Below are 2,589 nucleotides of genomic sequence, written 5' to 3' on the forward strand. Positions count from 1 at the left end.
GTAACCGTCCGGGCTAGGCCGCAGACCTTATGAATTTGGCTCATCAGCGATAATGCGTTCGATCTTTTCCGGATCACATTGCTCGTCGATAAGGAACTGCCGAACACCTCCGTCCCAGGTGCGGACATCAGCGAGGAACTCCTGCAAGCTTTCGATTCCCCGGTCCGTTAAGGTCATGATGCCCTCTTCGCTGCCGTCGTGGGCATAAATGATCTCGCCGTAGTCGATGTTGTCCGAGTTGCCGGCGATCTTCCGGATGAGTTCGATGTTCTCGCCGATCAGTGTGGCGACGTAATCGATCGTGTAGACATGGGTCGGGCGCGCCATCAGGCAGCCACCTGCCGGGTGTGGCCGTTTGCGGGCCAGTTCCATGGCAATAGTTCGGGCAGCCGTGACACGGGAAGGTTGGGCATGCGGGCGAGCACGTCGGCCAGCCATGCCTGCGGATCGATATCGTTCATCTTAGCTGTGACGATCAGGGAATACATGAAGGCAGCACGCTCGCCGCCGCGCTGGGAGCCAGCGAATAGCCATGCCTTTCTTCCCAGAGCGATCCCGCGCAAGGCACGCTCTGCCGCATTGTTCGACATGCAGAGCCTGCCATCGTCGAGGAACCGGGTGAAGGCGTCCCAGCGCCCGTCCTTCTCGAACATATAGTTGATCGCCTTGGCGACGGGATTGTGCTTCGACATCTGGGAGCGCTGGACTATCAGCCAGTCGCGCAGGTCCTCGACAAGCGGACGAGTGTGCTGTTGTCGGGCAGCTAATCGTTCCTCTGCGGATTTACCGTTTATGTTACGCTCGATCTCGAAGAGCGCATCGATGCGGGCCACTGCTTCAAGCGCGACAGGCGATATCTCATGGGCCGGTTTGCCTTTGCGCACGTTACCGGCGATATCGGCCAGTTCGAAGAACTTGCGCCGCGCATGGCCCCAGCAGAGCGCGCTGATCACCGCCGCGGGGAGGCGGTCGGCGCGATAAAGATCGTTGTAGCCGCCATAGGCATCCGCCTGCAGTATGCCGTCCCATCCGGCAAGATGCGTGTTGGGATGGGTCTTCTCCCGATCGGTCGAGAAGTAGAAGAGTGCCGCAGGAGGCGCACCACCCGCGAAGGGACGATCATCGCGAACATAGGTCCATAACCTTGCCTGCTTCGTTGCGCCCTTGGCCAGCAGCGGCACGGTAGTGTCGTCGCCATGAAGCCGCCCGGCTGCCAGCACATGGGCGCGGACCAGATCATGAATCGGCTGCAGCGCCGTTGCGCAGGCTCCAACCTGGTCGGCCAGTGTAGAGAGGCTGAGATCGACGCCTTCTCTGGCGTAGCGCTCAGCTTGGCGGTTCAATGGTTGATGCTGGCCGAACTTCTCGAACAGGATAGTCGCGAGCAAGTTCGGTCCCGCCCATCCGCGTGGCGTCGCATGGAAAGGTGCCGGTGGCTGGCTGATCTTCTCGCAGTCCCGGCAGGTGAACTTCTCGCGCACCGTCTGGATCACCTTCCACTGGCGCGGGATCACCTCCAGCGTCTCGGTGATATCCTCGCCCATCTTAACGATCCGGGCCGAGCCGCAGCAGTTGCAGGTCGAGGGTGCTTCGATGATTAGCCGTTCGCGCGGCAGGTGCTCGGGAAACGGCTTGCGGACCGGGCGGCGGCGTTCAAAGGCTGGAACTTGCACAACCTCAGCCGCCACGCGTTCCGCGGCGATCTCGTCCTCGGTGGCGTCGGCCTCAAGTTCTTCGAGCTGCAATTCCATCTGGTCGATCAGCCGGGCGCGTCGTTCCGAACTCTGACCGTATTGCTCGCGACGTAACTTGGCGATCTCGAGCTTGAGGTGCCGGATCATCGCCTCGGACGTCGTCACGACAGCTCGCATCTGAGCGAGATCAGCCTCGGCGGATGCGGCACGCGCCTCCGATGCCGCAAGCGCGGCCCGTAACCTGGCTATCTCCGAAGCAGCGTCGTCCATGGCCGAAAGCTACCATGCCGCTTGTCAAAAGCCCAACAAAAACAGAGGAATGTTCGCGATCAGCCTGCCGTTGCAGGTCGCTGCGTCCAGCGTGGATTACGCCAGTCGATCCCTTCCAGAAGATAGCCGAGTTGAGCCGCCGACACCGGCACGGCGGAGCCATTCTGGCTAACCGGCCAGATGAACTTGCCTGCCTCCAGGCGCTTCAGGTAGAGCGACATGCCGACGCCGTCATGCCACAGGACCTTGATCAGGTCACCTTTGCGACCTCGAAAGCAGAAGACCTCGCCGCCATGGGGATCGCGGCCAAGCCCCTGTTGCACCTTCAGCGCCAGGCTATTCATGCCACAACGCATGTCCGTCACACCGCCCGCAATCCAAACCTTCACCCCAGGCGGAAAGGCGATCATGACGCGTCCAGAACCGGCAACAGCCGAGCAAGGATAGTTGGATCAAGCGAAACCGGGATCGTCAGGCGACGACCGTTCGGTAGGCCGATCTCGATCGTCCTGTCGTCTTCAGTCGGCGATGGGGCCATCTCGAAAGATACCGCCGGCGGTGGCGAAATCGAAAGCGGCACGAAGCCCGTTGACCCGGAAACGTTCAGAAGCCCGCTTCGGTATTC

The 2,589-nt window shown here is 61.3% G+C and carries 3 protein-coding genes and 1 pseudogene; all 4 read right to left on the reverse strand.

Features of this window, described 5'->3' with window-relative positions; genetic code table 11:
* Positions 1-27 precede the first annotated feature (27 nt).
* Positions 28-327 (reverse strand): hypothetical protein, encoded by a 300-nt coding sequence (locus GDN47_RS31745; RefSeq protein WP_113389690.1) that lies wholly within the window; start codon positions 325-327, stop codon positions 28-30.
* Positions 327-1,964, reverse strand: a complete 1,638-nt coding sequence (tnpC, locus tag GDN47_RS31750; protein ID WP_152095054.1) for an IS66 family transposase — start codon at positions 1,962-1,964, stop codon at positions 327-329. The genes GDN47_RS31745 and tnpC overlap by 1 nt, the downstream gene beginning before the upstream one ends.
* 59 nt (positions 1,965-2,023) lie before the next feature.
* Positions 2,024-2,374, reverse strand: a complete 351-nt coding sequence (gene tnpB / locus GDN47_RS31755) for an IS66 family insertion sequence element accessory protein TnpB (RefSeq protein WP_010009780.1) — start codon at positions 2,372-2,374, stop codon at positions 2,024-2,026.
* Positions 2,371-2,589, reverse strand: a pseudogene (locus GDN47_RS31760) (IS66 family insertion sequence element accessory protein TnpB); the annotation flags it as partial. The gene tnpB and the pseudogene GDN47_RS31760, both read right to left, overlap by 4 nt.

This window comes from Martinezella dioscoreae (genome assembly GCF_009176305.1).
GTDB classification, from domain to species: Bacteria; Pseudomonadota; Alphaproteobacteria; order Rhizobiales; family Rhizobiaceae; genus Rhizobium; species Rhizobium dioscoreae.